32 protein-coding genes are annotated in these 23,576 nt (G+C 66.0%); 19 read left to right on the top strand and 13 right to left on the bottom strand.

The window, feature by feature from the left end; genetic code table 11:
- Positions 1–41 precede the first annotated feature (41 nt).
- The 6 genes from dnaQ to GRI89_RS13135 all read left to right on the top strand — a co-directional run bounded on the left by dnaQ (position 42) and on the right by GRI89_RS13135 (position 3,585).
- Entirely contained in the window at positions 42–725 is a 684-nt protein-coding gene (gene dnaQ, locus GRI89_RS13160; protein ID WP_159796418.1) for a DNA polymerase III subunit epsilon, read from the top strand.
- A 42-nt stretch (positions 726–767) separates the two neighbouring features.
- Positions 768–1,334 (top strand): ribosome hibernation-promoting factor, HPF/YfiA family, encoded by a 567-nt coding sequence (gene hpf / locus GRI89_RS13155; protein WP_159796415.1) that lies wholly within the window; start codon positions 768–770, stop codon positions 1,332–1,334.
- Between the two features lie 106 nt (positions 1,335–1,440).
- Entirely contained in the window at positions 1,441–1,902 is a 462-nt protein-coding gene (locus GRI89_RS13150) for a PTS sugar transporter subunit IIA (protein ID WP_159796412.1), read from the top strand.
- Positions 1,903–1,915: 13 nt separating this feature from the next.
- Positions 1,916–2,368, top strand: a complete 453-nt coding sequence (locus GRI89_RS13145) for a PaaI family thioesterase (protein ID WP_235913356.1) — start codon at positions 1,916–1,918, stop codon at positions 2,366–2,368.
- A complete protein-coding gene (locus tag GRI89_RS13140; RefSeq protein WP_159796406.1) occupies positions 2,369–2,713 on the top strand; it encodes a DUF1491 family protein in 345 nt (114 codons plus the stop codon).
- Between the two features lie 209 nt (positions 2,714–2,922).
- On the top strand, positions 2,923–3,585 hold the full coding sequence (locus GRI89_RS13135; RefSeq protein WP_235913354.1) for a cell wall hydrolase: 663 nt from the start codon (positions 2,923–2,925) through the stop codon (positions 3,583–3,585).
- Between the two features lie 131 nt (positions 3,586–3,716).
- On the opposite strand, the gene xth is transcribed toward GRI89_RS13135, so the two are convergent.
- The 3 genes from xth to GRI89_RS13120 are packed head-to-tail and all read right to left on the bottom strand — an operon-like array spanning position 3,717 to position 5,290.
- Complete coding sequence (gene xth / locus GRI89_RS13130; RefSeq protein ID WP_159796403.1) at positions 3,717–4,490, bottom strand: exodeoxyribonuclease III; 774 nt, start codon at positions 4,488–4,490, stop codon at positions 3,717–3,719.
- Positions 4,491–4,500: 10 nt separating this feature from the next.
- The gene (gene erpA / locus GRI89_RS13125; RefSeq protein WP_159796400.1) at positions 4,501–4,827 is read right to left on the bottom strand and encodes an iron-sulfur cluster insertion protein ErpA; all 327 of its coding nucleotides are present in this window, start codon (positions 4,825–4,827) and stop codon (positions 4,501–4,503) included.
- Positions 4,828–4,858: 31 nt separating this feature from the next.
- Positions 4,859–5,290 (bottom strand): CBS domain-containing protein, encoded by a 432-nt coding sequence (locus tag GRI89_RS13120; protein ID WP_159796397.1) that lies wholly within the window; start codon positions 5,288–5,290, stop codon positions 4,859–4,861.
- Positions 5,291–5,406: 116 nt separating this feature from the next.
- Between GRI89_RS13120 and GRI89_RS13115 the strand changes: the two genes are divergently transcribed.
- Complete coding sequence (locus GRI89_RS13115) at positions 5,407–5,688, top strand: hypothetical protein (RefSeq protein ID WP_159796394.1); 282 nt, start codon at positions 5,407–5,409, stop codon at positions 5,686–5,688.
- Between the two features lie 17 nt (positions 5,689–5,705).
- On the opposite strand, the gene GRI89_RS13110 is transcribed toward GRI89_RS13115, so the two are convergent.
- Genes GRI89_RS13110 through GRI89_RS13095 form a run of 4 tightly spaced genes read right to left on the bottom strand, consistent with a single transcriptional unit; the run spans position 5,706 to position 8,626 of the window.
- Positions 5,706–6,047 (bottom strand): (2Fe-2S) ferredoxin domain-containing protein, encoded by a 342-nt coding sequence (locus tag GRI89_RS13110; protein WP_159796391.1) that lies wholly within the window; start codon positions 6,045–6,047, stop codon positions 5,706–5,708.
- Positions 6,048–6,100: 53 nt separating this feature from the next.
- A complete protein-coding gene (locus tag GRI89_RS13105) occupies positions 6,101–6,562 on the bottom strand; it encodes a DUF2497 domain-containing protein (protein WP_159796388.1) in 462 nt (153 codons plus the stop codon).
- A complete protein-coding gene (locus GRI89_RS13100) occupies positions 6,562–8,031 on the bottom strand; it encodes a TolC family outer membrane protein (RefSeq protein WP_159796386.1) in 1,470 nt (489 codons plus the stop codon). The genes GRI89_RS13105 and GRI89_RS13100 overlap by 1 nt, the downstream gene beginning before the upstream one ends.
- Position 8,032: 1 nt before the next feature.
- The gene (locus GRI89_RS13095; RefSeq protein WP_328598252.1) at positions 8,033–8,626 is read right to left on the bottom strand and encodes a protein-L-isoaspartate O-methyltransferase family protein; all 594 of its coding nucleotides are present in this window, start codon (positions 8,624–8,626) and stop codon (positions 8,033–8,035) included.
- 176 nt (positions 8,627–8,802) lie between these two features.
- On the opposite strand from GRI89_RS13095, the gene GRI89_RS13090 reads away from it, so the two are divergent.
- From GRI89_RS13090 to GRI89_RS13080, 3 genes are all read left to right on the top strand, one after another.
- A complete protein-coding gene (locus GRI89_RS13090) occupies positions 8,803–10,329 on the top strand; it encodes a fumarate hydratase (RefSeq protein ID WP_159796383.1) in 1,527 nt (508 codons plus the stop codon).
- 73 nt (positions 10,330–10,402) lie between these two features.
- Complete coding sequence (locus tag GRI89_RS13085) at positions 10,403–11,629, top strand: sensor histidine kinase (RefSeq protein WP_159796380.1); 1,227 nt, start codon at positions 10,403–10,405, stop codon at positions 11,627–11,629.
- On the top strand, positions 11,626–12,363 hold the full coding sequence (locus tag GRI89_RS13080; protein WP_159796377.1) for a LytR/AlgR family response regulator transcription factor: 738 nt from the start codon (positions 11,626–11,628) through the stop codon (positions 12,361–12,363). The genes GRI89_RS13085 and GRI89_RS13080 overlap by 4 nt, the downstream gene beginning before the upstream one ends.
- Positions 12,364–12,451: 88 nt before the next feature.
- Here the strand turns inward: GRI89_RS13080 and GRI89_RS13075 are convergent, their stop codons facing one another.
- Positions 12,452–12,748 (bottom strand): UrcA family protein, encoded by a 297-nt coding sequence (locus GRI89_RS13075; RefSeq protein ID WP_328598251.1) that lies wholly within the window; start codon positions 12,746–12,748, stop codon positions 12,452–12,454.
- A gap of 174 nt (positions 12,749–12,922) precedes the next feature.
- Here GRI89_RS13075 and GRI89_RS13070 point away from each other — a divergent pair, with 174 nt between their 5' ends.
- The 6 genes from GRI89_RS13070 (at position 12,923) to GRI89_RS13045 (ending at position 18,594) form a co-directional block, all read left to right on the top strand.
- Complete coding sequence (locus tag GRI89_RS13070; RefSeq protein ID WP_235913351.1) at positions 12,923–13,234, top strand: hypothetical protein; 312 nt, start codon at positions 12,923–12,925, stop codon at positions 13,232–13,234.
- A 37-nt stretch (positions 13,235–13,271) separates the two neighbouring features.
- Positions 13,272–14,120 carry a diacylglycerol kinase family protein gene (locus tag GRI89_RS13065; protein WP_159796374.1) on the top strand — a complete coding sequence of 283 codons (849 nt, stop codon included), beginning with the start codon at positions 13,272–13,274 and terminating at the stop codon, positions 14,118–14,120.
- Positions 14,113–14,970: a metallophosphoesterase family protein gene (locus GRI89_RS13060; RefSeq protein WP_159796371.1), complete on the top strand. Its 858-nt coding sequence runs from the start codon at positions 14,113–14,115 to the stop codon at positions 14,968–14,970. Before GRI89_RS13065 ends, GRI89_RS13060 begins: the two co-directional genes overlap by 8 nt.
- Before the next feature lie 67 nt (positions 14,971–15,037).
- Entirely contained in the window at positions 15,038–16,486 is a 1,449-nt protein-coding gene (locus GRI89_RS13055; protein ID WP_159796368.1) for a serine protease, read from the top strand.
- A gap of 174 nt (positions 16,487–16,660) precedes the next feature.
- Positions 16,661–17,248: a hypothetical protein gene (locus GRI89_RS13050; RefSeq protein WP_235913349.1), complete on the top strand. Its 588-nt coding sequence runs from the start codon at positions 16,661–16,663 to the stop codon at positions 17,246–17,248.
- Positions 17,245–18,594, top strand: coding sequence for a hypothetical protein (locus GRI89_RS13045; RefSeq protein WP_159796362.1), 1,350 nt, complete (start codon positions 17,245–17,247; stop codon positions 18,592–18,594). The genes GRI89_RS13050 and GRI89_RS13045 overlap by 4 nt, the downstream gene beginning before the upstream one ends.
- A gap of 88 nt (positions 18,595–18,682) precedes the next feature.
- Here the strand turns inward: GRI89_RS13045 and rpsI are convergent, their stop codons facing one another.
- The 5 genes from rpsI to GRI89_RS13020 form a co-directional block, all read right to left on the bottom strand.
- Positions 18,683–19,207, bottom strand: coding sequence for a 30S ribosomal protein S9 (rpsI, locus tag GRI89_RS13040; RefSeq protein WP_159796359.1), 525 nt, complete (start codon positions 19,205–19,207; stop codon positions 18,683–18,685).
- Entirely contained in the window at positions 19,207–19,686 is a 480-nt protein-coding gene (gene rplM / locus GRI89_RS13035; RefSeq protein WP_159796356.1) for a 50S ribosomal protein L13, read from the bottom strand. Before rplM ends, rpsI begins: the two co-directional genes overlap by 1 nt.
- A 141-nt stretch (positions 19,687–19,827) precedes the next feature.
- A complete protein-coding gene (locus GRI89_RS13030; protein WP_235913348.1) occupies positions 19,828–20,592 on the bottom strand; it encodes a hypothetical protein in 765 nt (254 codons plus the stop codon).
- On the bottom strand, positions 20,556–20,882 hold the full coding sequence (gene cutA, locus GRI89_RS13025) for a divalent-cation tolerance protein CutA (protein ID WP_328598250.1): 327 nt from the start codon (positions 20,880–20,882) through the stop codon (positions 20,556–20,558). Before cutA ends, GRI89_RS13030 begins: the two co-directional genes overlap by 37 nt.
- Positions 20,879–21,961 carry a COX15/CtaA family protein gene (locus GRI89_RS13020; protein WP_159796350.1) on the bottom strand — a complete coding sequence of 361 codons (1,083 nt, stop codon included), beginning with the start codon at positions 21,959–21,961 and terminating at the stop codon, positions 20,879–20,881. The genes cutA and GRI89_RS13020 overlap by 4 nt, the downstream gene beginning before the upstream one ends.
- A 97-nt stretch (positions 21,962–22,058) precedes the next feature.
- Between GRI89_RS13020 and GRI89_RS13015 the strand changes: the two genes are divergently transcribed.
- From GRI89_RS13015 to GRI89_RS13005, 3 genes are read left to right on the top strand one after another with little or no spacing between them, the layout of a single operon-like run.
- Positions 22,059–22,445 (top strand): MerC domain-containing protein, encoded by a 387-nt coding sequence (locus tag GRI89_RS13015; RefSeq protein WP_159796348.1) that lies wholly within the window; start codon positions 22,059–22,061, stop codon positions 22,443–22,445.
- 19 nt (positions 22,446–22,464) lie between these two features.
- On the top strand, positions 22,465–22,674 hold the full coding sequence (thiS, locus tag GRI89_RS13010; RefSeq protein ID WP_159796345.1) for a sulfur carrier protein ThiS: 210 nt from the start codon (positions 22,465–22,467) through the stop codon (positions 22,672–22,674).
- Between the two features lie 47 nt (positions 22,675–22,721).
- Positions 22,722–23,516 carry a bifunctional sulfur carrier protein/thiazole synthase protein gene (locus tag GRI89_RS13005; RefSeq protein ID WP_328598249.1) on the top strand — a complete coding sequence of 265 codons (795 nt, stop codon included), beginning with the start codon at positions 22,722–22,724 and terminating at the stop codon, positions 23,514–23,516.
- Positions 23,517–23,576 lie beyond the last annotated feature (60 nt).

Below are 23,576 nucleotides of genomic sequence, written 5' to 3'. Positions count from 1 at the left end.
CGCCCTTGCCAGCCGCGCCCGAGAGTCCGATAGGTAAGGCGATGCGGGAAGTCGTTTTCGATACCGAAACCACCGGCCTCGATCCCAAGACGGGCGACCGACTTGTAGAAATCGGTTGCATCGAAATGGTCAACCGCGTGCCCACCGGCCGCACTTTTCACGGATATTTCAATCCCGATCGGCCGATGCCGATCGAGGCCGAGCAGGTTCACGGCCTGTCCGAGGCCTTTCTTGCCGACAAACCGCGTTTTCACGAGAGCGCTGCAGACCTCCTTGAATTCCTCGGCGAGTCGCCGCTGGTTGCGCACAACGCGCAGTTCGACTTCGGCTTCCTCAACAGCGAACTCGCCGCCTGCGGGCTGGAGGAAATCTCGCTCGAACGGATGATTGATACGCTGGGCATCGCCCGCCGCCGCCATCCCGGGGCGAAGCACAGCCTCGATGCGCTGTGCACGCGTTACGGTATCGATCGCAGCCACCGCGTGAAGCACGGCGCGCTGCTCGACGCCGAATTGCTCGCTCAGGTCTATGTCGAACTCACCGGTGGGCGACAGATCGGGCTCGAGCTCGCGGCTGAGATTACCGAGTCGGTGGTCGAAACAGTCGTGATGCCGACGACGAAACACACCTTTCGTGAAGCGCGGCCACACGCCCCGAGCGCAGCGGAGCTGGCACGGCACAAAGCCTTCGTCGAAACGTTGGATTCACCGCTTTGGAGTAAATAGTTCGAGGCGGGAAGTCGGGGGAAAGACAGGAGAATCTACGCCATGGAAATTCGCGTGTCCGGCCACCAGATGGATACCGGTTCGGCCCTGCAGGAACATGCCGCCGATCGCCTCAACGGGATCATCGACAAGTACTTCAACCGCGCGCTCTCATCGCAGGTCACCTTTGGAAAGGCCCCAACCAGCGCTTTCGCCTGTGACATCGTGATGCACGTCAATCACGGCCTCATCCTCAAGTCCCACGGACAGGCGCACGACGCGCACCTCTCGCTCGACCAGGCCGCCGACAAGATCGAGAAGCAGCTCCGGCGCTACAAGCGCCGCCTCAAGGACCGGCACGAACAGGCGGACCACGTCGCGCGCGAGGAAGACGCCGCCTACACCATCTTCGCCGTCGACGAGGTGGAGTCGGAAGTCGAGCCTCCCGATGCGCCGCCGGTCATAGCCGAGACGCGAATCGACATCCCGCAGGTCTCGGTTTCGGACGCAGTCATGCTTCTCGACCTGCGCCATACGAATGCGCTGTTTTTCAAAAATGCTGGAACTGGGCGGCACAATATGGTTTACCGCCGCCCGGACGGCTCGATCGGCTGGGTCGAGCCCTCGTGAAGTGCAATTGGGAGCGCTTCTAGCCAATCGAATAGACGGCAACCGAGTTGCAGACGGGCGGCAATAACGCTCGCGCCCTCGGGCCGGGTACCATTCGGGTTGAATTATGAACGTGCACTTCTTTCTGGAACCCCAAGACGTGGCGATTGTCGCCGCGACCTCCAAGGACGCCATTCTCGAGATGCTCGCACGGCAATTTGCCGGCAGTTACGACCTCAACGCCGACGATGTGCTTGAGCGCCTGCAGGAGCGTGAGGCCCTCGGCAGCACCGGCTTCGGCCGCGGTGTCGCCATTCCCCACGCCCGTGTCACGGGTGTCAACAGGCCGGTGGCAGTCCTGCTCAAGCTCAAGGATCCGGTCGATTTCGGCGCTGCCGACGGCATGCCGGTCGACCTCGTTTTCGGACTTATTTCGCCCGAGCAGAGCGGCGCGGCTCATCTCCATGCCCTCGCTGCGATTTCGCGGCTGGTGCGCGACGAGCGGATTCACGAAGTGCTGAGCGAAGCGCCCGACGCCGAGGCGCTCTACAGCCTGATCAGCAATGCCGCGGACCGCGACGCCGCCTGACGCGTCCTCCGGCATGGTCGAAGGCGCCAGCCACCATTTTCGTGCGCTCGAGTCGCTCTACGCCTCGGCCCCGGTCAATGCGCTGTTCGAATCGCACCTGCACATCGTCTCCGAAGGGCATGCGCGGATCGAATTCGAGGTCGACGAGCGCGTCCATCATGCCGCCGGCGCGGCGCACGGGACGATCTACTTCAAGATGCTCGACGATGCGGCCTTCTACGCCGCCAACTCGCTCGTCACCGACCGCTTCCTGCTGACGACAGCCTTCAACCTGCATTTCACCGCCCCGATCCGGAGCGGCCCCGTCGTGGCCGAAGGCCGCTGGGTCAGCGGCCGGCGCCGGGTCTTCGTCGCCGAAGCGCACCTGCTCGATGCGGACGGCGAGGAAATCGGCCGCGGCACGGGCACCTTCATGCGCTCGAAGTTCGCCCTTTCCAGTCTTCCCGGATACCGACCAGGCGGTTGAATGACGGACGCGCGCCTGCCCGCCCACCTCGAAGTGGGAGCCCTGATCCGGGCAGTCGATGCCGCAGGAGGGTTCGGTACGGTTATCGCAAAAGGTGAACGCGACGCCGGGACTTTGCTCATAATCTGTGGCGAAAATGACACAAAGTTGCGGCTTTACGAACGAATGCCGCAGCTCGACGGCACCCGACAATGGACGCTCGTAAGGTCGCAAGACCCTGAAAATAAAATTGAATTCATGGAATATTGGCAGCGTCGCAAGAGCCAGGACAGCGACCTCTGGATCGTCGAACTGGACATCGCGAATGCTGAACGGTTCATCGGATTGCCCGGAACGATCGGTTGACCTTTGAAAAGAGGCCGCTATCTGGCCGCCATCTTCCAACAGCGTAGGCAGCCTCAAGGCGCCGGGTATCCGGTCGCCATGGCGAGCGCGCAGTCGGGTGACGGCCGGCAGGCCAATGAGAGCGAGATCACGTGCCTGCGGACTGTTCCGCATGGACAAGCGCGACCGCCAGCCTGCGCAGGACGTCAACCGCCCTGAGTTAGGGATCGATGAGCCGCAAGACTCACCGGGTCGCCGCAATCGCCGTGGCAGCCAGTATGATATTTACGCTTGCGAACACCGGTGGTTCCGGTGCCTTCGCGCAAGAAAGCAAAGCCGCCGTTTTCGAGGACGCTGTCCCGGCGGTAACCGAAACCGAAGATTCGACGAGTCCGCGCTTCGTGGCGAACGAAGTGGTGCAGCAGCTCCCCGAGGATGCTGTTCAGACCGTGACGGATGCCGACGGCGCCGCGCCGTTGACGCTCGGCGAACTCGTTGCCGACATGCCGATCGAGGGCGAATTGCCGCGCGACATGCGCTGCCTCGCCGAAGCGATCTACTTCGAAGCCCGCGGCGAGCCGCTCACCGGCCAGCTGGCTGTCGGCCGTGTGATCATCAACCGTGCCGAATCCGCCGCCTTCCCCGACGATTACTGCGGTGTCGTCACGCAGCGTGCGCAGTTCTCGTTCGTGAAGCACGGGGTCATCCCTGAGCCGCGCACGGGCACGATCGCCTGGAGGAACGCCGTCGCCGTGGCCAAGATCGCCCACCAGGAACTGTGGGACAGCGCGGCCGGCGATTCGCTCTATTTCCACGCCACGCGGGTCAAGCCGCGCTGGGCCAGCCACAAGATCGCCCGCGCTACGCTGGCGCGCCACGTATTCTACCGCTGACGGCTAGGCTCGCGCATCCGCGCGGGCATCCTCGCTGCTGTTCCCTACCCCCCGACCTGTCCGGGGTCCGGGGCAGCTGCAGGCGGCCGTTCGGCCTTGCGGACTGGCACGCCAGTCCGTCGGCTTGAGGGCTATTCCTTAAGCTCAACCCATACGGGCGCGTGATCGCTGGCTTTTTCCCGCCCCCGGTATTCCTTGTCGACGCCCGCCGAAACGAGCCGGTCGGCAGCCTCTGGTGAGAGCAGCAGGTGATCGATGCGGAAGCCATGGTCGCGCTGCCACGCGCCGGCCTGATAGTCCCAGAAGGTCCAGACTCCGCCGCGCGGGTTGAGCGTGGCGATGGCGTCGGTCCAGCCGTCGCCGAGGATCCGCGCATAGGCGGCGCGCGATTCGGGCTGCATCAGCGCGTCGCTGGCCATCGCCGCTACCGACCAGACGTCGCGGTCCTCCGGAATGACGTTGAAGTCGCCAACTACGACCGTGGGCACCTCGCGGGCAAGCAACTCCTTCATCCTGGTGCGCAGGCGCTCCATCCACGCCAGCTTGTAGTCGAACTTGGGGCCCGGCTGCGGATTGCCGTTGGGCAGGTAGAGATTGACGACGCGCACGCCCTTGACGTCGCATTCGATGAAGCGCGCCTGCTCGTCGTCGGGATCGCCGGGCAGGCCCTTCACTACTTCGGCGGGGTCTTCGCCGTCGGCGAGGATGGCGACGCCGTTGAAGCCCTTCTGGCCGTGCCAGATCGCGCGATAGCCGATCTTTTCGAATTCCTCGGCCGGGAAGCCTTCGTCCTGGCTCTTGATCTCCTGCAGGCAGGCGATCGCCGGGCGGGATTCCTCGAGCCACTCGAGCAGGCGCGGGAGCCGCGCCTTGACGCCGTTGATGTTGAAGGATGCGATGCGCATCCCGGCAGTCTTAGATGCCGAAGCTGGAACCGCAACCGCAACCGGCGGCGGCATTGGGGTTTTCGACCCGGAATGCCGCTCCGCCCAGCGATTCGACGAAATCGACTACGCTGCCGGCCACGAGGTCGAGGCTCACCGGATCGACCACCAGACGCACGCCTTCGGTCTCGCTGACAGCGTCGTCGCTCTCGGCGACTTCGGCGAGGTCGAACTTGTACTGGAAGCCGGAGCAACCGCCGCCTTCGACCGACAGGCGCAGGATGGCGGGCTTGCCCTGCCGTTCGGCGATCCATTCGACGCGTCGGGCAGCGGCGGGCGTAAGGGCGATGGTGCTCATGGACCCGATGTAGGGGGCGGTGGTCGCAGTCTCAAGCGGTCTGAATGTATTGGCGCATCTGCTCGGCTTCGGTGGTGATCTCGTCGAGTCGACTCTTGACGATGTCGCCGATCGAAATGAATCCGATCATCGCCGTCTCCTGCATCACCGGCAGGTGGCGGATGCGGCGCCGGGTCATCAGGCCCAGCGCCTCGTCCGCGGTGGCCGATGGTTCGATCGTCACTGGCGGCGCAGTCATTACCTCGCCAACTTCGCGATCGAGGCAGAACGCCCCTTCCTCGGCCAGCCGGTAGAGCACATCGCGCTCGGAAAAGATCCCTACGACCTGTCCGTTCTGAAGGACCGGAACCGCGCCGATGCGCCGTTCGGCAAGGAGTTTCACCGCATCGCGGACCCGATCGGTGGTCGAACAGCAGACGATATCGGACGGGTCGCGCCGAGCAATCAGGTTGGCAATGTCCATGGCAATGTTCCTCTTCCCCCGACTGCATTATGACACAGGATGTCGGAGCGCGCGAATCCCGCACCGGCTGGCGAAGGGACATTGATTGACGCGCGCGACAGGCGCATCAGGCGCCCATGGCAAAGCCCTCACCGCTCGACGCACCCGCAAACGCAACGCACGCCTGGGGACGCTATCGCCGGCTGATGCGCTGGATGGCGCTGTTCACGCTTTCTCTCGTGGCGATCGTGCTGGGCGTCTTGCGCTGGAAGTTCGGGCCTTCGCCGATCCACTTCTACATCGCCACCGGGCTCGGAATCGGCGCGGCAATCATGCTGATGGCGGCGCTGATGGGTCTCGTCTTCCTGTCGAGCGGTACGGGACATGACGAAGCCGTTTCCGACCTCGAGGACCATTAGCAATTAGCCTGGGAGGGCTAGACCTGGGCGGAGGCGTGCAGGCGATAGTCCTCGACCGGGATCCCGCCGATCAGGTGCTCCTTAATGATCCGTTCGAGCACCTCTTCGGTGCACGAATGGTACCAGACACCGTCCGGCCAGACGACGGCGACCGGTCCCGCCGCGCAGATCTGCAGGCAATCCGCCTTGGTCCGCTGCACCCCGCCCCCGCCGTCACGCCTGGGTCCGGCAATGCCGAGCTCCTTGAGCCGCCGCTTGAGATACTTCCATGCCCGTTCGCCAGTTTCCCGGCTGCAGCATTCCTGCTTTTCCGACATGGCGCAGAGGAAGATGTGCCGGGTGAGGGTTTCGCCGCCCATTTTCGCCAGCGCCGCTTCGGCACGGGCGAGGTCGGATGGCGCGGCGGGCTTGTTCAGCGCTTCTTGCCCGCGATCCGGGCGATTTCGGCCTGCACCATGCGGTCGACGATGGCCGGCAGGTTTTGTTCGAGCCACTGGGCGAGCATCGGCCGCAGCATTTCGCGGACCATGCCTTCGAGCGAAGTCTCGCCCGAACGCACGATTTGCGGCTGGGCCGGGGGTTCGGCCAGCATGGCAAGAGCGGCAAGCGATTCCCGCATCGCACCGGCGGTTTCGCGGGTGGTCAGCGCTTCTTCGGGGCTGTCGTCGTCCTCGTCATCGTCGACCAGTTCTGCGTCGGCACCCAGATCGAGCACTTCGATGGCATCAACGGAAACTTCGGGAATAGGGCGGGACATGCCGGCATTCTCGCGCCGCTGGCGTTCGGCCAGGGCGGATTCGCGGTTGTCGCGCGCAATCACCTTCTTGATCGACGCGAGGATCTCCTCGACCGAAGGTTCGCCGTCCTGACGCATCAATTTGCCAGCCCTGCCTGTTGATCGGCGGGAATCTCCGCATCTTGTGCAGGAATGTCAACGGTACGCGAACTCCGGGTCACCGGGTCGGGATCGAACGTCCAGTCGAAGACCTTGCCCTTCACGCGGTCGTAGTTCTCGACCGGGTCGTAGAGCGCGCCATTGTCGTCGATGCCGAGATCGCGCGCTTCGGCGCGGCCCATTGCGGCGAGCAGGTTGAAGCCGGCCACGTAGGCGTTGCGCCGAGCGGTCACGAGTTGGACCTGCGCGCGTAGCAGTTCCTGCTGGGCGTCGAGGATGTTGAGGATCGTCCGGTTGCCGACGCTGTTCTCCGCCCGCACGCCTTCGAGGCTCAGCGCCGCCGCATCGACCGCCGACTGGCTCGAGGTGATGATCGCGGTTGCCGCCTGCCAGTTCGAATAGGCCGAGCGAACCTGTGCGATGATGCTCCGCTCGGTCGCGACGACCTGTTCGAGAGCGGCCGAGGCATTGGCCTGCGCCTGTCGCTCCTGCGCCGCGACGCGGCCGCCCTGGAACAGCGGCAGCGTGACGCGTACGCCAGCCTGCGCAGCAGTTGAAACCTGCTGCGCGGTTCCCGCGCCTATTCCGGTACCGAGCGTTCCGAGATAGTCCTGCCGACTGCCCGATCCGAAAAGATCCACCTTGGGCAGGCGCCCCGCGCCGGCGGACTCGATATCGTAGCCGCTCGCCTTGGCCCGCTCGCGTGCGGCGAGCAGGTCGGGATTGTTCATCAGCGCCGCCGAAACCGCGTCATCGACGCTCGACGGCATGCCGGGCAGCGGGGGTGGCGGCTGGAGGTCGTTCGGTGCCAGGCCGACCAGCGCGATGTAGTTTTCGCGCGCAGCGACGAGACTCGCCTGCGAGGTCCGCAATTCGCCCTCGGCGAGCGCCAGTCGGCTTTCTGACTGCGCAACGTCAGTCCGCGTCAGGTCGCCGATCTCGAAACGGTCGCTGGTCGCCTGCAAGTTGACCTTGAGCACGTCGACGTTGTTCGCCGAAAGGCTGGTCACCGCTTCGTTGCGGATCACGTCCATGTAGGCGGCGACGACCTGGGCGAAGAGCGAGCTTTCCGTGCCGCGCAGGCCCGCCCGTCCGGCCTCGACCCGCGTCTTGGCGGCCTTGATCCCGTTCCTGACGGCACCGCCCGAATAGATCGGGATGGTCAGGTCTCCGCTGGCGCTGAACAGGCGGTCGGGGGAGATGAAGCTCGACGAACTTTTCTTGAGGTACTCGGTGTAGTTCGCCGAGGCGCTGAGCGACGGCAGGCCCGCGGCCTGCTGGATCACCACGGTCTCGTCGGTCGCGCGCTGCTGGGCGCGCGCGGCTTCGAGCGAGGGGTTGTCGGAATAGGCCGCGGTTAGCGCGTCCTTCAAGGTATCGGCCTGCGCCGGCACTGCGGCGAGGCAAGCGCCGGTAAGCATTAAAATGCGCAGCGAACGGCCGGTCATGTCAGAAGCTCCAGCCCCTGGCCTTGGCGAATTCGGGCAGGACGGGCATGCCGACTTCGGCGAGCGCGCGCAGCGCCACGTCGTCCCCGGCCATGCGGCCGATAGCGAGCCGGGTGAGCCCGTTCCGAACGAGGCCGCAGACGACCCGTCCATCGCTTGCCAGCCGCTTGGTCAGAGTCTCGGGCAGTTGTTCGACCGCCCCGTCGATCAGGATCAGCGTATAGTCCTTCTTGCGCGAGGCCTTGAGCGCCTCGTCGGGCGTGACGACGTCGAGCGAACCCGCGAGCGGCGCGACGAGCGCTGCCAGGTAGCCGCTGCCGCCGTCGACCACGAGGGCCTTGTCGTCGAGCGTCGGCACCGCTTCCTGCAGCATCATGCCCTGCACCACCGGCGCGGCGAGCCAGCGCCCGTCGCCGAGCGCGATCGCACGGTCCATGTAAGCGACGCCTTTCGCTGCGGCAGGCACGAAGTCCTCGCGCGCCACGGCGGACATGCGGCGCAGCACGAATTCGGCGTTCACGCCGCTGGTGCGCAACTGGCTGTCGATCATGGCCTTGCGAGCGGCGGTTATCGGGCGGTCTTCAACGACAGTCACGGGACCTCGAATATTCGTCGTTTGGGCGTTCGGGGGAGCCTTAGGGCCTGCATCCGGCGCGGGCAATGCCGTGCTTTGTCGCAAGTTGTCTTTTGAAACCCGTGCGAAGCGCTTTGACCACACCCGCCCGGCGCGACTATGGCGCGCGCAAATCGCCGGACAGGAGTCACCACCCGATGAGCGACATGGTCACGATCCGCGAGGACGACCTGATCGAGAGCGTCGCCGACGCGCTCCAATACATCAGCTACTATCACCCGATGGACTACATCCGCGCGCTCGGCGCGGCCTACGAGGCCGAGCAGGGCTCGGCGGCGAAGGACGCCATCGCGCAGATCCTGACCAACAGCCGCATGTGCGCCGAGGGCCATCGCCCGATCTGCCAGGACACCGGCATCGTCAACGTCTTCGTCGAGTGGGGCCAGGACTGCCGGCTGGAATCGAAGCGCAGCCTGCAGGACGTGATCGACGAGGGCGTGCGCCGGGCTTACGGCAATCCCGAGAACAGGCTGCGCGCATCGGTGCTCGCCGATCCCGCCTTCACCCGCCGCAACACCCGCGACAACACGCCCTGCGTGCTCTCGGTCGAGATGGTGCCTGGCGCGAAGGTGTCTATCGACGTTGCCGCCAAGGGCGGTGGCAGCGAGGCCAAGTCGAAGTTCAAGATGATGAACCCGAGCGACAACATCGTCGACTGGGTGCTCGAAATGGTGCCGCAGATGGGCGCTGGCTGGTGCCCGCCGGGCATGCTGGGAATCGGCATCGGCGGTACCGCCGAACACTGCGTCAAGCTCGCCAAGCAAAGCCTGATGGAACCGATCGACATGGGCCAGCTCAAGCAACGCGGGCCGCAGAACGATCTCGAGGCCCTGCGGATCGAGATTTTCGACAAGGTCAACGCGCTCGGTATCGGTGCGCAGGGCCTTGGCGGGCTGGCAACAGTGCTCGACGTCAAGATTCTCGACGCTCCCTGCCATGCGGCAAACAAGCCGATCGCAATGATCCCGAACTGTGCCGCCACCCGCCATGCGCACTTCACGCTCGACGGTTCGGGACCGGCCTACCTCGAAACGCCCAGGCTCTCGGACTGGCCCGAAGTGCACTGGAAGCCCGATGCCGCGGCGCGAAGGGTCGATCTCGACGCGCTCACGCCGGAGGAAGTGCAAAGCTGGAAGGCCGGCGACCGGCTCCTGCTCAACGGCGCCATGCTCACCGGGCGTGACGCCGCGCACAAGCGCATCAAGGACATGCTCGACCGGGAGGAAGAGCTGCCGGTCAGCTTCAAGGGCCGGGTCATCTACTACGTCGGCCCGGTCGACCCGGTGCGGGACGAGGTCGTCGGTCCGGCCGGCCCGACCACCGCGACGCGGATGGACAAGTTCATGGACACCATGCTCGAACAGGGCCTGCTCGCCTGCGTCGGCAAGGCCGAGCGCGGTCCGGGTGCGACCGAAGCGATCGCCCGGCACAAGTCGGCCTACCTCATGGCGGTCGGCGGGGCGGCCTACCTCGTCTCGCGGGCGATCAAGGCCTCGCGGGTTGTCGCCTTCGAGGATCTCGGCATGGAAGCAATCTACGAATTCGCCGTCGAAGACATGCCGGTGACCGTAGCGGTCGATTCTGCGGGCAACAACGTCCACACGCTCGCCCCTGCCGAGTGGAAAGCGCGAATCTCCGCCGAAAAACTCCTCGAGGGGGCTTGAGGTTCGACCAAGCGCCGATTCCGCTCGACATCGGCGCTGGCCGAATATCGCCATCCGCGTATATGTCGGCCGGATGGACATTGAATTTGAAGAGAAAGCGCCCGTGCGGGTGCCTTTCCCCACGGTGCTGGCGTCGATCGTCGGTCTGTGGGTTTGTTATTTCGTACTGATCACGCTGCGCTCGCTGTCGCTCGAATTCAATTTCGAGGACGAGATGGTCTGGCGCCGGGCGCTGGTCTGCCTCGCGGGCGCGGTCACGATGCTCGGGTTCTGGCTGATCCTGCGCCTGTTCGACGACCGGCCGCTCTGGACCAAGATTGCCGCCGCGCTGGTCCTGTCGCTGCCGGTTTCGCTGATACTGGCGCAGACCAATGTGCTGGTTTTCGCCTCGGTCGAGGAAAAGGCCTACCGTGCGATGGCCGAACAGCAGGGCTTCGAGGTGCGGCGCGATTCCTCGGGCGACCTGCTGGTCGAGGTCTCGGTTCCCGACGCAAGCGGCGATGCCAGCAAGGCGCGGGCGGTGACTATCGGCCGCAAGTCGACCGACATGAACGTTTGGCAGAGCCTCGCGGAGATCGGTTTCGGGCGCTATTTCATGCTGCTCGCCTGGTGTGCGCTCTACCTCGCCTTCCTGACCGGCGAGAAGGCCCGCACCGCCGAGCGCCGCGAGGGCGAATTCCGCCGCGCCGCCAAGGCGGCCGAGCTGCGATCGCTGCGCTACCAGGTCAATCCGCACTTCCTGTTCAACACGCTCAACTCGCTGTCCTCGCTGGTGCTCACCGGCAAGACCGCCGCGGCCGAGCGGATGATCCAGACGATGTCGACTTTCTACCGTCGTAGTCTGGCGGACGATCCGACGGTCGATGTGTCGCTCGACGAGGAATTCGCCCTGCAGCGGCTCTACCTCGACATCGAAACCGCGCGATTCCCGGAACGACTCGAAGCGAAATTCGACCTGCCCGAGGCGCTCGGTGACGCGCACATTCCCGGCATGATCCTCCAGCCGCTGGTCGAAAATTCGGTGAAGCACGCCGTCGCGCCGAGCCACGGCAAGGTGACGATCTCGATTTCGGCGCGCGAGGAATACGGCCGCCTGGTGGTGACCGTGGCCGACAACGGCGGCGGCCTTGGCAAGAACCACGAACCGCGTCCGGGCTATGGCATCGGCTTGCGAAATGTCGAGCAGCGGCTTGCCGCGCGCTTCGGGGATGAAGCGACCATCGTCTCCGGCCCCTCTTCAGGAGGGTACGCCACCCACTTGCGCCTGCCGCTGGTCGGTGTAGCCAAGGCTGCAGCATGACCGAGGAAATTGCCCAACCGCTGCGCGCCCTGATCGTCGACGACGAACCGCTGGCGATCGAGCGCATGCAGGTGCTCTGCGCCGAGCTGGACGACCTCTCGGTGGTGGGCACGGCGAGCGACGGCAGGTCGGCGCTGCGCCTCGCCGAAACGCTCAAGCCCGATCTCCTGCTACTCGACATGACCATGCCAGGCATGGACGGCCTCGCTGTGGCCAAGGCCGTTGCCGAGGGCGACGCGCCGCCGGCGGTGATCTTCGTCACCGCGCACGAGGATTTCGCCGTCGAGGCGTTCGATCTCGATGCGGTCGATTACGTGCTCAAGCCGGTTGCCACCGACCGGCTTGAGCGCGCCGTGTCCCGGGCCCTGTCGCGGCGCGGCGCGCGCAAGACCGGCGATGGTCGCTGGCTGCGCGAATTCTGGGTGCCGCACCGCTCCGAATTGCTGCGCATCGAGGCCGACCAGGTCGACCGCATCGACGCCGAGCGCGACTACGTCCGCCTACACGTCGGTGAGCGCAGCTACCTGCTGTTGCAGACCATTGCCGGGCTCGAAGCGAAGCTCGATCCTGAGGAATTCATCCGCATCCACCGCTCGACTATCCTGCGCCGAGAGGCGATCCGCGGGCTGCGGCACGAAGGCCTTGGCGTCTGGGCGGCCGAAATGGCCGATGGCGAGGTGCTGCGGATCGGACGCACCTACCTGCGCCGGGTCAAGGAAATGGCCGGCCGCTGAGTGCGGCAATCAGGCTTCAATATACCGTCCGCAAAATGAAAGGGCGCCCTCTTGCGAAGGCGCCCTCCAGCGTGGTGGATGGGGACGGTCAACCGCCGCGCTGGAAATCCGAAGTCAGGTAGGCAACCTGCACGTCGACCTTCTGGCGGGTCGCGCGGTAGCAGGCGTTCTCGTCGGCCGGGGTCGAAACCTGGCCATTGTCTTCGAAACGGCAGACCTTGCGGGCCGCCTTGTCGAGCCGGGCCTGCAGTTCTGCCTGGCCGTCTGCGCTGCTCAGGTCGAGGTCGTTGTAGGCGACATGGGCGGCGCGGTCAGCGGCCAGGGTCGGGGTGGCGGACAGCGCAGCGGCAAGCGCGCAGCCGATGATGAGAGTGCGGGTCGTCACGGGTTTATCTCCTCCTTCAGTGCGCGCCACGGTCCTAGGGGACTGGGGGAGGACCGTGGCGCAGTTGTACTAATAGGCCTCCTGACGGACCGTTTCGCGCAACCTTCGACCAGCATGCTCGCCCCGCCGACCAGCGGCCGCTCGGTCCGACCAACGACAATCGCGGTCCGCCGAATGGCTGATTGCATTCGGCCATGGAGCGCCCAGATTGGAACCATGCTCCCGGTCCTGATCGTCTTTGCCCTCGGCGTGGCGAACTTCGCCCTGCACAAGGCGGTGCTCGAAAGCGGCCACCCGATGCTCAAGCAGATGCCGTGGACCGGTCGCGGGATGGGCGGGCGCGCGACTTTGGTGATGGAATTCATCGTCCTGCTCGGAGCACTGCTGCTGGCGGCGACCGGGTTCACCGGGTGGGGCTGGGTCTATGCCGGCTACACGGCGATGAACGCCTTCGGCGCCTGGCTCGTCCTGACAAAGCGCATATGAGGCGGGAACCGCCGCGCCGGACAGGCGCTGTGGCGCTATGGGCGCCGCGCCGGACATCTGGCTGATCTGCAACCCGGCCAGCGGCAGCAACGACGCCGCTGGCCTTGCCGCGCTCGAGGACCGTTGCGGCGACCTCGGATTCAGGATCGCCGGCAAGACCGTCTTTCCCGAAGAGGACCTGCCCGACGGCGCGGCGCTTGACGCTGCGGGCGTGGGGCTGGTCGCGATCTTCACCGGCGACGGCACGATAAACGCCGTCATCGGCCGCCTCGACGGCTGGGGCGGGCAAGTGCTGATCCTGCCCGGCGGGACGATGAACCTTCTCTACCACCGCCTGCACGGCGACCGGCCGTTCGAAGAGGTCCTGCGCCTGGTTGCCGCGGGCGAGGCCGATGTTCGGCGGCCGGGCGTAATCGGCTGCAACCGAGGCGTGGCGCTCGCGGGCCTCCTCGCCGGTCCGGGAACGAGCTGGTTCGACGTGCGCGAGACGATGCGTGACGGCGATGTGCTTGGCGTGGTCGAAAGCGCCGCGCAGGCCATCGGCGAAACGCTCGCCGAACCGGGCATCGCCTGCCGCGAGGCGGGCAGTACCGAGGGTTACCCGCTGATCATGCTGACCCCGCACGACGAGGGCATCGAGGTCGCCGCCTACCATGCCGAAACCACGGCCGAGTTCCTCAGCCAGGGCTGGGCACTTCTGCGACGCAGCTTTCGCGAAGGACCGCACGACGTGCTCGGCACGTTCGACCGGCTCATCCTCGCAAGCACCGATGGCGCGCCCTTCGGCATCATGATCGACGGCGAAAAGCGTGAAGCGGAGGCGGTGGAGGAATTCAGGCTGGTCGCCTGCGGGGTGGACCTGCTAGCCACCGCCACCGATGACTGACCGCAAAGTCCTGTTCCACCTCAGCGATATTCACTTCGGCCTTGCCGACGAGCGCGCCCTCGCCTGGGTGAAGCAGGAAATCGCCGAGAGGCGCCCCGATGCGGTCGCCATTACCGGCGACCTGACGATGCGCGCCCGCCACCGCGAGTTCGCCGCGGCGACGGCATGGATCAACGACCTCGACGTGCCGGTCACCGTCGAGGTCGGCAATCATGACATGCCGTACTTCAACCTGGTCGAGCGCTTCGCAACGCCTTATCGTCGGTTCCGCGGCATGCAGGACAAGGTCGAGCGCGAGATCGACCTGCCGGGCCTCGCCATCGTCCCGCTCAAAACCGTGCGCCGCTGGCAGCCGCGCTGGCCCTGGTCGCACGGCTGGATCACCGAGCAGGCGCTCGAACGCACGCTCGCTGCCATCGATGCCGTGCCGCCGGGCACGAGGGTTGTTGTCGCCTGCCACCATCCGCTCGTCGAGGCTGGAACGCGCGGCAAGGCCTGGACCCACGGCGGCGACCACGCCCTCGCCGAACTTGCACGGCGCAACGTGCTTGCGACGCTCAGCGGTCACGTGCACGATGCCTTTGATATCGTTCGCGAAACTCCCGAAGGCCCGATGCGGATGATCGGTGCGGGCACGCTCTCGCAACGCATCCGCTCGACCCCGCCGAGCTTCAACGAGCTGACATGGGACGGCGAGAGGATCGCAGTGAAAGTCCGCAACCTCTACGATCTCCCGACCAGCGCGATGCAGGTCGATGCCGTCCCCGAAGATGCGATGCCCCCGCGCAAGCCGGGCGAGCCCGTAGCGCCCGTCGGCGCCGTCCCCCCGGTCGACCCGCCGGTGCACTGAGGCTATCCGGCTCGCGCCTTGCGTCTGTGCTCGCATGGGTGCAGATCGCACGCGGAGGTGTCGTGGCATGAGCCGCACGAAAGTCCTTCGACGGATCTGCGCCGCGCTGGCCTTCGCGGGAATTGCGCTGCTGTCCCGCCCGGCAGCGGCGCAGGAGACCGACGGCACGGCCTACAACGCCATGATGATCGAACTGGCGCCCGAGGAGCGTGACGGTTTTTCGCGCTTGATCTCCGCGCAGCCGCAGCCCGCGCGTCAGGCGATTTACGACGTCAGCGACGCGCTGCAGCCCTACGAACACGGCATTTGGGCGGCGCTGCTGGTCGAATATGCAGACGGGCAGGGCGGGCCGTCGCTGGTCGATTTCATCCTCGCCCTCGACAAGCCGGAACGCGCGCGCCTGGCCGGCCTGCTTTCAGAGCGCCAATCATGGTCCTGGGCCGCACTGCCCGTATTCCTGCGCCAGCGTCCGATCGAAGAGGCGCGTTTCGCCACACTCCAGCTCCCCGACCTCCAGCAGGATGCCGCGTTCGATGCCGATGCGCAGATCGACCTATTCTGCCGACCAACCGGAGAAGCAGGTGAGCGGCCGGTACGCATCATGTCCGGCGACGAATGCCTCAAGGCCTGGGACGATTTCCTGGTCCGATGGGAGCCGCCCCGATCCGTCAGGGTCGTGAGAGGAGACATGGCCGGCCGGAACGGGACCGAGAACGCCTGGTGGCAGCTCCAGCTCCACCAGAAGGGCCGGCCGGTCGACTGGGCGAAGAGCCACATCTGCGGCGCGGTCTACATCGGCGAGAAGTGGGCGCTGACCGCGGCCCATTGCGTCGCCGATTTCTGGCCAACGGACTTCGGCCGGGTCGATATCCGCTACGCCTTGCACGACCTCACGATTGCAGGGTCGAGTGTCGAGATTGCCGCCATCGTAAAGCATGCCGGGCACACGAGGAGCGGCGACAGCGGCGATATTGCCCTGCTCAAGCTCGCAGCGGTCCCGGCTTCGCGCGAGCTTAAGGCTGCCGGGGTTCCCGACAGAGAGGCGGCTAGGGCCGGCTATCCTCCGAATGCGGCCTTGCTCGTTTCGGGATGGGGGTACACCGGCGAAACCGATCGGACGTCCAACCCGAAGGACAAGTTCGGAAAGCCCCAGCAAACCTCGCGAAACCTGCTTGTCGGTGAGGTGAATTACCTGCCCGCCGCCGAGTGCGGTCCGCTGCTCAGGGCCGGCGCAGTCAAGCCGGGCCAGATGTGCGCCTACTCCGCCGGCCAGGTCGATTCCTGCCGGGGAGACAGCGGCGGCCCGTTGGTGCGCAAAGCTGGCTCACAGCCGCCGGTCCTTGTCGGGCTGGTATCGTTCGGCGAAGGCTGCGGTCAGGCCGGCAAGCCCGGCGTCTATGCCGATGTCGGGTTCTACGAAAGGAACGGCTGGATCGACAGCGCCAAGAGGAAGGCCCTGGGTATCGATCGGCAAATCGTCGACCTTGGCGATCCTGTGCCAGCCGCGCGCCGATAACCTCCGCGGAATCTTGCCTGATTGCTCGCCGGACGTACCGATCCGGAATGACGAAACTCGAGTCTTGATGTATGAGGGACTTCGTCTTCACGAAGTGACCGGAGCATCCGGATGGACGAGCAAACAGCCCTTGTCCGCTGGCAATATCGACTGTTGCCCTGGGCAATAGGGATGTTGATCGGGCTCACAGTGTTCTTTTTCATATCCTCGTGGATTCAGTTCGATCGGCTTTCGGCTTCGATCAACGCCGCGCAAGACGACCCCATCGCAACGGTCTTCTCCGACTACGAAGCGAAGAACCCGACCCCCGATATCGACTATCTCAAGTGGAAGACGCGCACCCTGCTCGAGAGGGACGTGATCGGTCACCGCTACCGGCAGGTCAACGCCACTCTCCTGTTGCGCGCATGGACTTGCCACCTCGGTTTCCTCACCGGGATGATTCTCTCGTTCATCGGCGGAATATTCATCCTGACGAAGCTGAGCGAGGATGTGACCCAGATCGGCGCCGAGGGCGGGGGGCTGAAGGGCAGTCTGGCAACCAGTTCGCCGGGTATAGTCCTGACAGTCGTGGGAGGGGTGCTCATGGGCATCACGCTCGTCGCCGACTACCAGTTCACCACGCGCGACATACCCGCCTATATCGGGCCTGAAGGCCACGGCGGCGCTGCCTTGCCGCAGGACCTGCCGGACCTGAGCGACGAGACCTCTCGCAAGGAGGAAGAAGCCGATCTCTTCAAATCCCAAGGGGAAGCAAAGTGAGACGGACTGTCGCGCTTGCTGCGAGTTCATGCCTGCTGGTCGTGCCGACTGCGCCCGCGGTTGCGCAGAGCGACTACGAGATCGGCCGCACCGAATGGCAGGAAGCGCATTTTCCTCAGGCGCGCCCGCCACTTCTCTCACACCGGAGCATGCGCGGCGGACGCACGGCCGAGGTCGACTACATGCTAGAAACCAGCGGCTGCCGGATCTCGGGCAAGCGCGAATGGGGCTCCCGCGTGCTCAACTACATACTCTATTCCTATCCACTCAGTCGGGCCGGCCGGCAGATTGTGGAGCACGAGCTTGGCCGGTGCCGTGACAGCAGCGAATTGACGCAGCCCGAAACCGAGCTGGCCATGCTGGCTCCTGGCGCCACGGCCTCGGGAAAGCTCTGGTATTCGGGTGAAGCCAATCCGCTTCCCGCTTACCCGGCCCGCGCCGTCAGGCCGGTCGATGATGTTCTCTCCGGTGTTCACCGGGTGCAGCTCGACGATCCGGATGCCTACAGGACCGTACTCGACCGGACGGCCATGCCCGGCGCCAAGGTCAGGGTCGCGGGTCGTTTCGGGGTGGTCAGCACGGGCGGGCAATCCGAACAGCAATTGCAGGAGATCGGAGCGAGGCTCGAAAGCTACGTCGACTTCCTCCATGACTCTTATGGCCTCGAACTCCCCCCGACATTCATTTCGATCTACCTAAGCCCGACCAATGCAGAACTGACCAAAGCGGCGCTCGAACTGCATGGACTGCAAATTAGTCCTTCGACGCTCGGGTATGCGTACCCTGAGGATTCGTCCGTTTCGGCAATGGTCGGCGGCACCGGCATCGGCACGATACTGCACGAACTCTTCCACCTCATACTTCGTGACCAGTACGGCGACATGCCGCAGTGGCTCGATGAAGGAATTGCCTCGCTTTACGAGGTCTCGCGCGAAGAGAACGGGGCTTACTTGGGTGTGCCCAACTGGCGCGGAGCATTGCTGGCCAACGCGGGCGACAAACGTCCTTCGCTGCGTGAAGTCATCACCAGCCCGTGGTTCGATTTCGATGGCGTGTCCGGGGGTGATGAAGTTGGCGAGAAGGGCGCGCGCCAACTGGCGCTTGCGCGCTACTTCGCGCTCTACCTCCAGCCGCGCGGCAAACTGGCAGAAGTCTTCGGGGCGTTCCGCGATCGCGACCCCGGTGCGGCCGACGATCCTGCCGAGGAAGCGGTGGCGATTGTCGAACGCGTCGCGGGTCCGCTTGCGCGGCTCGAGCCCGACTTCTGGGAGTGGTTCGACACGATCGGTGCGCGCGACGACAACAACCTGCCCGGAGTCATCTCGAAGCAGCTGCCCCCGCACTGATCGTGGGGCCCTGTCATGCAAAAAGGGCGGCCCTTCGTGGGGGCCGCCCTTCGCATTTTCCCCCGTCGGGGAAACTGGTCGAAAACGATTAGCGCTTCGAGAACTGGAAGCTGCGGCGTGCCTTGGCGCGGCCGTACTTCTTGCGCTCGACCACGCGGCTGTCGCGGGTGAGGAAGCCGGCGGCCTTCACCGCGGCGCGCAGTTCGGGTTCGAACTTGGCCAGCGCCTGGCTGATGCCATGCTTGACCGCACCGGCCTGGCCCGAAAGCCCGCCGCCCTTGACGGTGGCGACGACGTCGTAGGAGCCTTCGCGGTCGGCGACCTGGAACGGCTGGTTGATGACGAGACGCAGCGACGGACGCGCGAAATAGACTTCCTGCTCGCGGCCGTTGACGGTGACCTTGCCGCTGCCCGGCTTGATCCACACGCGGGCGACGGCGTCCTTGCGGCGGCCGGTGGCGTAGGCGCGGCCGTGCGCATCGACTTCCTTCTCGCGCAGCGGGGCGCTCGAGACCGGAGCGAAGGTCGCTTCGGTGCCGGTGGCGACCGGAGCTTCGCCGGTGATGTCCTTGAGGTCGGCGAGATCCGACACGGTGTTGTTTTCGTCAGCCATTACTTGGCCACCTTGTTCTTGCGATTGAGCGAAGCGACGTCGAGCACCGCGGGCTGCTGCCCGTCGTGCGGATGCTCGGTGCCGGCGTAGAGGTGCAGGGCGCGCATCTGGTCGCGGCCGAGCGGGCCGCGCGGGATCATGCGCTCGACAGCCTTCTCGAGCACGCGCTCGGGAAAACGGCCGGCGAGGACCTTGTCCGCGGTCACTTCCTTGAGGCCGCCGGCGTAGCCGGTGTGCTTGTAGTAGGTCTGGCTCTTGAGCTTGTTGCCGGTGAAGCGGACCTTGTCGGCGTTGATCACGACGACGTGATCGCCGCAGTCGACGTGCGGGGTGAAGCTCGGCTTGTGCTTGCCGCGCAGGAGGTTGGCGACGATCACCGCAAGGCGGCCGACGACGAGGCCGTCGGCATCGATCAGGTGCCAATTCTTTTCGACCTCGGCCGGCTTGATCGACCGGGTCTGCTTGCTGAGCGCCTTCATGGCTGGGTTACTCTCGTTGACGAAACACATTCGCGTGGGCGATTCGTTCGGCCCGTTGCGGAAGGGCGCATTTGTGCGGGGAGGGGCGCGAAGTCAAGGGATTCCGCGGGATTGCGGAGAGGTAAAATAATACCTCCAGCTTCAGAACGGACCCAGCGTCCAGTCCTCGCGGGTCGTGCGGCTGTCGCCCTCGACCGTGGTGACGATGTCGCGCTGGGCGCGGCGCATCAGGCGGGTGAAGGGGTCGCTTTCGGCAGAGAAGGTCACGGTGACCTCGCCGCTCTCGTCGTTGGGCAGGGCGATCGCCTGCCGGTCGACGCGCTCGCCCTCGGCCGGGGCGAAGAGATCGCGCGGCAACTGCGCGCCGAGCCCGATGCCGACGCGGTGGACCATTTGCACGAACTGCTCGGCTGCGGCCTGTTCGCCTTCGTCGCGTTCCTTGTCGGCAAGGAGCCTGCGCGCCTCGGCCACGGCCCGGTCGAGCTCCGCCGAAAGGCGCTGTTCTGGACCGCCCGCGATCATGCCCCCGGCGTCGAGGACGATCGGGAACAGCCCTGTCTCGATCCGCTGCCGCTCGATCTCGGCCAGCGCCGCGATCCTTTCGGGAGCGGAGACGTCGACCGCAATCTGGCTGCCGTCGAGAACAAAGCCAGAGCCCCGCGACGCGAATGTCACCGCAAAGCTGCGCGTCGCCGCAAAACTGTAGCCACCGGCCAGTTCGCGCACGATCCGCCGGGTGTAGCGCAGTGGGGTGACCGGCGGGCGAAACCCACCGGGGCTCGCGGCGCGCACACCGAAGCTCGCGGAAACGCACGAACCAAGCGCGGCAACGCCCGCCAGCCGCAAAAGAGACCGGCGATCCGCCAGGTTCACAATCCCGGCCCCCCGGCCAGTTCGCCGAGCCATGCGGCGGTCGGCGCGGCCGTAGCGTCGGCAAGCCAACCACTTACCGCCGGCGTCTCGTAGGGATGCAGTTCGGCCAGCCGCGCGCAAGCCCTGTCGAGCAGGCTGGCGTCGGTCTTGAACAACACCGCGCATTCCTGCGCCTCCCCGCGTTCGCCCCGCCATGTGAACAGCGAGCGCACCCCCGGCACGATATTGGCGCAGGCGATCAGCCCTTCGTCGAGCAGCGCGGCTGCCGTGGCCGTCGCGCTGTCCTCGTCGGCAAACGCACTCCACAACAAGGCGGCGCTCACTTCCGCCTCCCGGCGCTATGCGCGGCCCAGACGGTCGCGGCGACAAGCAGAGCCCCGGTCAACTGGTGCAGCACCGCCAGCCACAGCGCCACGCCGCTCCACACGGTGGCGATGCCGAGCAGGATCTGCGTGCCGAAGGCGCTGTGCACCGCGATCGAGGCGCCGCGGCTGCGCGCGCGCACCTTGCGGGCGAGCACGATCAGCAGCGCCACGACCACCCAGGCCCACCAGCGGTGGACGAAGTGGACGAGGAAGGGATCGTTGGCCAGCGCGTGCAGCGCGCCCGCCGCCCAGTCGACGCCGTCGGGAAAGAACTCGCCCTGCATCAGCGGCCATGCGTCCCAGCTGAACCAGCCCCCACCGGCAACCACGCCCGCGCGCAGGCCGGCGAGCCACGCCCCGAACAGCAATTGCAAGGTCAGCGCGCCGAGCACCAGCCCCGAGAAACCCGTCATCCGAGCCGGACGCGCGGAGGGGTTCATCGCCAGCCGCAACAGGTCGAGCGCGGTCCACACCAGCCCGCCGAGGAAGAACAGCGCGGTCAGCAGGTGCACGGCGAGCCGGAAATGGCTCACCTTGACGTCGTTGACGATGCCGGATTCGACCATCCACCAGCCGATCGCGCCCTGCAGGCCGATCAGCGCGATCAGCGCCAGCAGGCGAGGCTTGTAGCCCGCCGGAATCTGCCGCTTGACCCAGAACCATGCCGTGGCGGCGATCAGCACCAGTCCGACGCCGCGCGCCAGCAGGCGGTGGACCCACTCCCAGAAGTAGATGAACTTGTAGGTCGCCAGCGTCATCCCGGAGGGGCCGTTGACCTCGATGAACTGCGGGGTCTGGCGATAGGCGTCGAATTCGGCCTGCCACTGCGCCTCGCTCAGCGGGGGCAGGGCACCGGTAACCGGCTTCCATTCGGTGATCGAGACCCCGGATTCGGTCAGCCGGGTGATCCCGCCGACCGCGACGATCGCCACGACCAGAGTGGCGAGGACAAGCAGCCATATCCCCAACGCGCGAGGACGCGGCTGCGCCGTCCGGGAGACCGATTTCCCGCCCAAGGTGCCTGTGGTTGCGACCATAGCGCGCCCGTTTGCGCGTGAAGCGTGCGAAGCGCAAGACCGGTTGCACAATGCCACCTTGCGAAATGTTACACCGTCACATACATGGGCCGCGCAGATGGGCTCGTCGCTTCAATCGATTCGCCACCGGCTCGACCGGGTGGGACTAACGCTCTCGTGCTTGTGCGCGGTGCATTGCGTCGCCAGCCTCGTCGTCATCGCCGGCCTCGGCCTTGGTGGCACCTTCCTGCTCGACCCGGCGATCCATCGTTACGGCCTCGTCGTTGCCACCGTTGTCGCGGCGGTCGCCATCGGCCTCGGCGCGCTGCGCCACCGCCGCCCGGCACCCTTCGTCACCGCGATGACCGGCCTGTCCTTCATGGGCGGCGGCCTCGCCGTGCCGCATGGGGTGGAAGAAGCGGTCCTGACGGTGATCGGCGTCAGCCTCGTCGCCGCGGGCCACGTGCTGAACTTGCGCCAGACCCGGTTGCAAGAGGCTCGATAGCCGCTATCTCGCTGGGCGCATGTCCGCCCAGCTCTCTCTAACCGTCAACGGCGAATTGCGCCGGACCTCGGCCGCCACGATTGCCGCGCTGGTGACCGATCTGGGGCTGAAACCCGAAAAGGTCGCGGTGGAACGCAACGGCGTGATCGTCCCGCGCTCAACGCTGGCCGAGGCCGCGCTGGCCGACGGCGACGTGCTGGAGATCGTCCACTTCGTAGGCGGGGGCTGACGCTCCCCCGCTTGCACCAAGGGGACACGGGGCCTACCTCGCCCCGCATGGACATGCAGGCTACCAATCCCGATTCCGACACCTGGTCCGTCGCCGGGCACACCTTCCGCAGCCGCCTGATCGTCGGCACCGGCAAGTACAAGGATTTCGCCCAGAACGCCGCTGCGCTCGAGGCGAGCGGAGCGGAGATCGTCACCGTGGCGGTGCGCCGGGTCAACATCTCCGACCCGAGCCAGCCGGTGCTGATGGACTACATCGATCCGAAGAAGGTCACCTACCTGCCCAACACCGCCGGGTGCTTCACCGCCGACGAGGCGATCCGCACGCTGCGGCTGGCGCGCGAGGCGGGCGGCTGGGAACTGGTCAAGCTCGAGGTGCTGGGCGAGGCGCGCACGCTCTATCCCGACATGCGCGAGACGCTGAAGGCGACCGAGGTGCTGGCCAACGAGGGCTTCAAGCCGATGGTCTACTGCGTCGACGACCCGATCGCCGCGCAGCAGCTCGAAAGCGCCGGCGCGGTGGCGGTCATGCCGCTGGGCGCGCCGATCGGCTCGGGCCTCGGCATCCAGAACCGCGTGACCATCCGCCTCATCGTTGAAGGGGCCAAGGTGCCGGTGCTGGTCGATGCCGGGGTCGGCACGGCGAGCGATGCCGCGGTGGCGATGGAGCTCGGCTGCGACGGCGTGCTGATGAACACCGCCATCGCCGAGGCCAAGGACCCGATCCGTATGGCCCGGGCAATGAAGCTGGCGGTCGAGGCGGGGCGCGATGCCTATCTTTCGGGTCGCATGGGCACGCGGAAATACGCGGATCCGAGCTCGCCCTTGGCCGGGCTCATTTGATTTGCGAGCGCCCATCCGGGCGCTCGTCCTCGGTTCTGTACCCTCCGTCCTTCGGACTGC

This window comes from Croceibacterium salegens, assembly GCF_009827435.1.
GTDB classification, from domain to species: Bacteria; Pseudomonadota; Alphaproteobacteria; order Sphingomonadales; family Sphingomonadaceae; genus Croceibacterium_B; species Croceibacterium_B salegens.
This window is presented reverse-complemented; position numbering and strand designations above follow the sequence as displayed.

Bases quoted from the DNA above. Each gene is read 5' to 3' on its own strand.
- GRI89_RS13100 (WP_159796386.1), bottom strand. From the start codon at position 8,031: ATGACCGGCCGTTCGCTGCGCATTTTAATGCTTACCGGCGCTTGCCTC.
- GRI89_RS13055 (WP_159796368.1), top strand. From the start codon at position 15,038: ATGAGCCGCACGAAAGTCCTTCGACGGATCTGCGCCGCGCTGGCCTTC.
- GRI89_RS13070 (WP_235913351.1), top strand. From the start codon at position 12,923: ATGGCTGATTGCATTCGGCCATGGAGCGCCCAGATTGGAACCATGCTC.
- GRI89_RS13015 (WP_159796348.1), top strand. From the start codon at position 22,059: ATGGGCTCGTCGCTTCAATCGATTCGCCACCGGCTCGACCGGGTGGGA.
- GRI89_RS13060 (WP_159796371.1), top strand. From the start codon at position 14,113: ATGACTGACCGCAAAGTCCTGTTCCACCTCAGCGATATTCACTTCGGC.
- GRI89_RS13090 (WP_159796383.1), top strand. From the start codon at position 8,803: ATGAGCGACATGGTCACGATCCGCGAGGACGACCTGATCGAGAGCGTC.
- dnaQ (WP_159796418.1), top strand. From the start codon at position 42: ATGCGGGAAGTCGTTTTCGATACCGAAACCACCGGCCTCGATCCCAAG.
- GRI89_RS13005 (WP_328598249.1), top strand. From the start codon at position 22,722: ATGGACATGCAGGCTACCAATCCCGATTCCGACACCTGGTCCGTCGCC.
- xth (WP_159796403.1), bottom strand. From the start codon at position 4,490: ATGCGCATCGCATCCTTCAACATCAACGGCGTCAAGGCGCGGCTCCCG.
- GRI89_RS13085 (WP_159796380.1), top strand. From the start codon at position 10,403: ATGGACATTGAATTTGAAGAGAAAGCGCCCGTGCGGGTGCCTTTCCCC.
- GRI89_RS13115 (WP_159796394.1), top strand. From the start codon at position 5,407: ATGGCAAAGCCCTCACCGCTCGACGCACCCGCAAACGCAACGCACGCC.
- GRI89_RS13080 (WP_159796377.1), top strand. From the start codon at position 11,626: ATGACCGAGGAAATTGCCCAACCGCTGCGCGCCCTGATCGTCGACGAC.
- GRI89_RS13135 (WP_235913354.1), top strand. From the start codon at position 2,923: ATGAGCCGCAAGACTCACCGGGTCGCCGCAATCGCCGTGGCAGCCAGT.
- GRI89_RS13065 (WP_159796374.1), top strand. From the start codon at position 13,272: ATGGGCGCCGCGCCGGACATCTGGCTGATCTGCAACCCGGCCAGCGGC.
- rplM (WP_159796356.1), bottom strand. From the start codon at position 19,686: ATGAAGGCGCTCAGCAAGCAGACCCGGTCGATCAAGCCGGCCGAGGTC.
- erpA (WP_159796400.1), bottom strand. From the start codon at position 4,827: ATGAGCACCATCGCCCTTACGCCCGCCGCTGCCCGACGCGTCGAATGG.
- GRI89_RS13020 (WP_159796350.1), bottom strand. From the start codon at position 21,961: ATGGTCGCAACCACAGGCACCTTGGGCGGGAAATCGGTCTCCCGGACG.
- GRI89_RS13145 (WP_235913356.1), top strand. From the start codon at position 1,916: ATGGTCGAAGGCGCCAGCCACCATTTTCGTGCGCTCGAGTCGCTCTAC.
- GRI89_RS13110 (WP_159796391.1), bottom strand. From the start codon at position 6,047: ATGGGCGGCGAAACCCTCACCCGGCACATCTTCCTCTGCGCCATGTCG.
- GRI89_RS13105 (WP_159796388.1), bottom strand. From the start codon at position 6,562: ATGCGTCAGGACGGCGAACCTTCGGTCGAGGAGATCCTCGCGTCGATC.
- rpsI (WP_159796359.1), bottom strand. From the start codon at position 19,207: ATGGCTGACGAAAACAACACCGTGTCGGATCTCGCCGACCTCAAGGAC.
- hpf (WP_159796415.1), top strand. From the start codon at position 768: ATGGAAATTCGCGTGTCCGGCCACCAGATGGATACCGGTTCGGCCCTG.
- GRI89_RS13150 (WP_159796412.1), top strand. From the start codon at position 1,441: ATGAACGTGCACTTCTTTCTGGAACCCCAAGACGTGGCGATTGTCGCC.
- GRI89_RS13140 (WP_159796406.1), top strand. From the start codon at position 2,369: ATGACGGACGCGCGCCTGCCCGCCCACCTCGAAGTGGGAGCCCTGATC.
- thiS (WP_159796345.1), top strand. From the start codon at position 22,465: ATGTCCGCCCAGCTCTCTCTAACCGTCAACGGCGAATTGCGCCGGACC.
- GRI89_RS13120 (WP_159796397.1), bottom strand. From the start codon at position 5,290: ATGGACATTGCCAACCTGATTGCTCGGCGCGACCCGTCCGATATCGTC.
- GRI89_RS13030 (WP_235913348.1), bottom strand. From the start codon at position 20,592: ATGGCTCGGCGAACTGGCCGGGGGGCCGGGATTGTGAACCTGGCGGAT.